1 protein-coding gene is annotated in these 430 nt (G+C 49.3%); it reads left to right on the top strand.

What is annotated here, in order from left to right; translation table 11 throughout:
- On the top strand, positions 1-430 hold a 430-nt coding region (locus HXW94_RS18975), incomplete at both ends, for an IS91 family transposase (protein ID WP_178368435.1).

Raw genomic sequence — 430 nt, 5'->3', positions numbered from 1 at the left:
CCCGGGGGGAGTGGGTGGAGCCTCGATACAGTTCAACCTTCCTGTTTCCGGTCAAAGCGCTTTCCAATGTATTCAGGGCCAAATTCCTGAGCGGCCTGATTGCAGCCCACAGTCGGGGAGATTTAAAGCTGCCGGATGAACTGACTCAGTTTTCCGATCTCTGCGCCTTCAGGCAATGGCTGTTCCATACCGTTCCAAAAGCCTGGGTGGTATACTCCAAACCACCGTTCTCAGGGCCGGCCGAAGTTGTTAAATACATCGGTAGATACACCCATTCAACAGCCATCAGCAACAACAGGATTATATCCGTTAAGGATGATACCGTTGAATTTTGGTTCAAAAATACCCGGAATAAATCCAGGTGGGAAACAACCTCATTACCGGTGATGGAGTTCATTGACCGTTTCCTTTTGCATGTTCTGCCCAAACA

Source organism: Desulfobacter latus (genome assembly GCF_013389365.1).
GTDB classification, from domain to species: domain Bacteria; phylum Desulfobacterota; class Desulfobacteria; order Desulfobacterales; family Desulfobacteraceae; genus Desulfobacter; species Desulfobacter latus.
The sequence above is the reverse complement of the archived record's forward strand: the minus strand, read 5'-3'. Positions and strand labels throughout refer to the sequence as shown.